3 protein-coding genes are annotated in these 5,404 nt (G+C 43.3%); 1 reads left to right on the top strand and 2 read right to left on the bottom strand.

Annotation, left to right across the window (positions count from 1 at the left end; all coding sequences use genetic code 11):
- Nucleotides 1–202 precede the first annotated feature (202 nt).
- Nucleotides 203–2,104 carry a pyruvate kinase gene (locus Q7V32_RS13585; protein WP_304897525.1) on the top strand — a complete coding sequence of 634 codons (1,902 nt, stop codon included), beginning with the start codon at nucleotides 203–205 and terminating at the stop codon, nucleotides 2,102–2,104.
- A 19-nt stretch (nucleotides 2,105–2,123) separates the two neighbouring features.
- On the opposite strand, the gene Q7V32_RS13590 is transcribed toward Q7V32_RS13585, so the two are convergent.
- Nucleotides 2,124–2,804, bottom strand: coding sequence for an esterase family protein (locus tag Q7V32_RS13590; protein ID WP_304897526.1), 681 nt, complete (start codon nucleotides 2,802–2,804; stop codon nucleotides 2,124–2,126).
- 217 nt (nucleotides 2,805–3,021) lie between these two features.
- Nucleotides 3,022–4,263, bottom strand: coding sequence for a glycerophosphodiester phosphodiesterase family protein (locus Q7V32_RS13595; RefSeq protein WP_304897527.1), 1,242 nt, complete (start codon nucleotides 4,261–4,263; stop codon nucleotides 3,022–3,024).
- Between the last annotated feature and the right edge of the window lie 1,141 nt (nucleotides 4,264–5,404).

Raw genomic sequence — 5,404 nt, forward strand, 5'->3', positions numbered from 1 at the left:
GTGGTTTTAGCCACTGACAAGCCTATTTTAGGCGGATAAGTGGTAAAATCGGTGCCAGCACGATAGATCTTGGTGCTTCGTATTAATTATAACATATTGTATTATATGGCATATTTTGATTTTCTTTCAGGCACTAAATAGGCAAGTTATAGGTACCCAAACCTTAATGTAGCACCTGCTTTTTCCAAACTTCGAGATACTCATGGTCATTCAAGACAAAATGTCATTAATTTCTCACGATTCTTATTGTGATACGCTAAAACAGTTATTGCTGGATGTCTGCGAGATCCGCAGTCATGTGGTTGAAAACGCCGATTTAAGATTAACAAAATATTCAGAATATTATCGATCCGGCGTCTTTACCAAGAGTGCTATTAATCTGGCCCATTATTTGGCGCTCAGACAGTTTGATTTAAGACATTTACAGCAGCGTCTGGCACAAGTGGGTTTGTCTTCTCTGGGGCGGGCGGAATCTTCGGTTTTATCGACACTCGATGCCGTCATTAACTTGTTGATGCGCGCTACCGATAAAAAAGTTATCGAAGTTGATAAAAATCCTCATGAATTTGGCTTCAATAGAGGACAGCAACTGCTTGAACAGCATACTATCGAATTGTTTGGTGCCTATTTTGAAAAAAGTAAAGCGCATGTCATGGTAACGCTGGGAACTGATTCGGCATGGGACTATCCATTGGTCAACGCGTTACTGAGTAAAGGCATGACGTGTGCCCGAATCAATTGTGCTCATGATAACCCCCAAATATGGCAAGCCATGATCCGGAATATTCGCAGAGCCGAAGCGGAAACTGGTCGCAGTTGTCGAGTCTTGATGGATCTGGCCGGGCACAAAATCAGAACCGGTGCAATTGAATTGGGTCCCGCTGTTCATCATATTAAAGTTAAACGCGATGCTTATGGAAAAACGGTAATGCCGGGCAGATTGATACTGGTCAACGGGCAAGTTGGCGCTGGGCAAACCGTTCCAGAAGACGCTGGTTTATTTAGAGTGACAGTGCCGGAAGCATTTTTTCATAGCTTGAAGGCGGGTCACCGTCTTGTCTTTGAAGATTCGAGAGGCAAATGCCGCCAACTCATTGTTGAACAATTGCTTGCCGATTCTGAATGGCAAGTCAGATGCGAACAAGGCAGTTATCTGATTTCAGAATGTGAATTACAGTTGTTGGCTGACGCTGATGGGGCTGAGACACCTGAGTTGACGTGTAAAATTGGCCGCTTTGACGGCTTACCCAAGAAAATTTTGCTGTTTAAAGACGATCTGTTGCTGTTGACTGATGCTTCACAATTGGGGGCTCCGTCCGTGATAGATGACCAGGGCGTGACGATTAAACCCGCTCAGATCGGTTGCACCTTGTCGCATGCGATCAATCGATTGAAAGTCGGCGACCCCGTCTGGATTGATGACGGCAAGCTGGGGGCCGTCGTCGAAACGATTACAGAACAAGGTGTCTTATTACGTGTAACTAAAACGCGCAGCAGCGGTGTCTCAATTTTGAGCGACAAAGGCATTAACTTTCCCGAAACGGATTTGGCCTTGCCGGCATTGAGTCAAAAAGATCTGGAGGACCTGGATTTTGTTTGTTCTCATGCTGATTTAATCGGCTTTTCGTTTGTTGAATCACTGGCGGACATGGGGTGCTTGATCGATGAACTGGCAAAACGCAGCGCTACGGATCTCCCTATCATTGCCAAAATAGAAACGAATCGCGCGGTTAAAAATTTACCGGAAATCATACTCGGCACCATAGGCCGTCAGAGTTTGGGCATTATGATTGCCCGAGGAGATTTGGCGGTAGAACTGGGAAGTGCGCGCCTGGCAGAAATTCAGGAAGAGTTGCTCTGGTTGTGTGAAGCGGGCCATGTACCAGTAATTTGGGCTACCCAGGTACTCGAATCCATAGCCAAAAAAGGCACGAAATCCAGGCCGGAGTTTACCGATGCGGCCATGGCAGTCAGAGCTGAATGCGTGATGTTGAATAAAGGCCCTTACATTATTGATGCCTTGGAAGCCTTGGTTAACGTGGTGATTCGTATGCAAGAGCATCAACATAAGAAATTTCCCCGGTTACGCGCTTTGCACTGGTAGTTTTCAGGCGGGCTTGGTGTCAGATATAAAATGCCGCCATTTTTCGCCAATAACTGGCGCGGTGAGCCCGTCCATCCCATTCGTGCAAAGCATGCCAAATCCCTTTGGACCACAAAATATGACTCAGATGGTGATTATTGCCAAGAAATGGGTCCTCTTTACCGATTGTGAAAACCATGTCCATGTTGCGTAAATGCTCTAAGTACCAATGACACTCGAGTTGAGGAAGAAAGTGCGTCGGGGTGTTGTGGTAGATATTTTCATCGTAATAGCCGTCAAACAGATTATAAAAGTCTTCAACAGCCAGGGTCAGATCATAACGGCCTGAAAACGCACATAACTTTTGAAAGAGGTGAGGGTGGCGGAAGGCGATATTAGCCGCCTGGAACGCCCCCAGGCTACAGCCCTGAACAATAGTGCAGGGATGCTGATTTTTCCAGGCCATAAAAGGCAGAACTTCATTAAGAATGTATTCTTCGAATTGGATATAGCGGCCTATCTTGTCGGCCGGATGTCGCCAATCACAATAAAAGGTCTCCCAGGGTATGCTGTCAACACAATACAATTGAAGATGTCCTGCGTTGATCTTATGTGCCAATGCGTGGACTATTCCCAGCATTTCGTATTCGAAAAACCGACCTTCACGGGTGGGGAACATCAGAACCTTGGCTCCGGCATGGCCGAAAACCAGTAACTCCATATTCCGCCACAATCGTGGGCTATGCCAGCAATGATATTCCCGGTTCATTATTTTCTTAAAAGTACCTGCAATTCTGTTAACAACGCATCGTCCTTTCTTCAAAATACTCAGGTTCTGTTTGATATTGCATACAGTCTAGAGGATAAATGAGATTAAGCCTTTCGGAATAAAAAACCCGGCTGTTGTTGCCAAGTAAGCCAGCCGGGTCAATACACCTTTATTTCAAGTTCATGCAGTTAGCATAATAAGTGACAGTTGCGGGCCAATCTGAAAATATGCCCATAATCCCTACATCCTGAGCCAAGACATCCAAAAGAACCATCATGTCGCCATCTGACTTAATACCGTCAGTGATGGATTGATAATAGTAACCGCCACCGTTTTTCAACAGACCGGAGCGTTCAATCGTCCAGGTGATAATCTCCAGGCCTGCGGCTTTCGCTGCTCGGGCATACTCTGAAGGAACGATCTTGTTGTTGGCATCCAGGGTCACCAGAACCCACATAGGAGGCGCTACAATTTTCACGCCTTCAGCGGCAAGCGAAGGTAACTTGGTGATAGCCGCCGGGACTTGTTCAGGAACATCCAGCGTTTCCAGGTAAACAGCTTGTTTGCCGAATTTGGGTTCGTTGGCAATCCAGTAACGAACGTCTTCAAGGCCAAACGATTGAGGATATACATTTTTGGCAGGCACACCTTCCATTTTGTATTCATTAATCATTTTTTGCGCGTAAGCCTGTTGAGTGAAACCATTAAAAGGCATCGCTACGCTGGCTGATTTCAATTCCGGAGTCATTTTGACGCCCAGTTTTTTAAACAAACGGATACTTTCTCTATGCGTCAACAACGTGCCTTTGGATGAATATAAATCAGTTCGAAAACTGGCTGTGGCATTCATAAATTGATTCAATGTTTTGGCATTACGATTACCGGCATCCATTTTGCCTTTCAATGTTTTAAATTCAGCCAACGTAATATCACTGGTGCAACAGCTGACATTTTTGTAAGGCGTCTCACTGCCCAAATCCGGTTGAACGGAACACTTTCCGGCCAAATCGGTTTCCAGAATATTGGTCGTTGTTTCAAGATCACATTGAGAATGCCTGCAAACCAATTCCTTGTCTTTCGTAAATGTGACATCACATTCAAGAATGCCGGCGCCCATTCGAGCAGCTGCTTCGTATGATTCTTTGGTATGTTCGGGGAATTGCAAAGGGGCTCCGCGATGACCTATCGAAAAGTCCGATTTATAAAAGGGACCTTCAGAGCACTGTTGTAATGCTTCTTTAAGGTCGCTTTTTTCCATAGCGTCAACCAGGAAATAAGGCCTTGGCCCTAACTGGATATTTTGACCAAAACGTGCATCTGATTTATTGTTTTTTTGATCGGCAGATACCGCCATTGATGATGCTGTAGTGACAGCAAATACAACTGCGAGAATCACTCTACTTAAGTTCATGATATGCTCCAACGAAGGTTAAGGTGTTGTCGAAAATTCTATCGGGTCGACCCTCAAACCTTACTTTTGATATATGTCTTTATGATTTCTAAACCGTTAATAATTGATGACATGCAATACGTTTTTTGTGGGGGGATGAGCGGCAATGCCCTGAACTTAAGGATATTAGGGTGAGCGGATGAGCGTGTGTTTTTTGGAAATCCTTCAGAAGAAGCAACGGAAGATTTAGAGCAAGTCACGTAAATATGAATGGCGACAAATTAAGTCAAAAAATACAAACCAATGTAAAAATCGATAATCGGTAGGGCGTTTTCGCGATAGCAAAACGCCAAGATTCTTTAAAGCCATGGCGGATTGCCTGATGACGAATCCGCCTTACCGGGTTGTTTGATTTATAGCTGATTCATCGAATTATTGGCGAGCTTCCAGTATTTATTGGCGTTGGGAATGCGGCATGAGTCGGTGGACCCTCGGTCACGTCCTAATTGATACGAATTATCTTATCATGGTCATTTCGACTTATTTAATCCTCGCAGGTATTAATAAGGTATGTCCCATTCCTATCGCTTAGGATCGTCAGTTTTTTTTACAGTGGCATGAGAGCCATAGAAAAATTGTATCAATGAAAAACAATAAGGCATTGAAAAATATCTTATTACAAACATATGGCATGTTATTTGTTTTCATACTTTATGATTTTGACAGCAATGTTCTGATTGTACTCAATCACCATTTTGCTAAATGATTTTATTCGTTTCAAAATCGCTCATGTTTTTTGCTATAAGTCGCTTTTATAACGATCAAATTTTGTTTTTGCTGGGCATACACCGCATTTCATAAAGCCATGTCAAAGCAAATTAATTAATAAATCACCCTAATATTTAGGACTAAACATATGATATATTTAAATAATGATAGACAACAATCCGATTTATTTCGGCGAATTTTCAACTTACTATTAATTGTTGCTAGTTTAAATTTTGGAGGTATGAATAATGCCCTAGGAGGCTGTCCGAGAATTGAAAAAGTATGGTATCAGTACAGATCCTGCTCGTGAATGAAACGCAGTAACTGGATGCGCTTAATGCCACATTATTTAATAATATCAATTAGATAGAGTATAATGATCAAAAAATAACAG

Origin of the sequence: Methylicorpusculum sp. (assembly GCF_030651835.1) — a bacterium.
Lineage (GTDB): Bacteria > Pseudomonadota > Gammaproteobacteria > Methylococcales > Methylomonadaceae > Methylicorpusculum.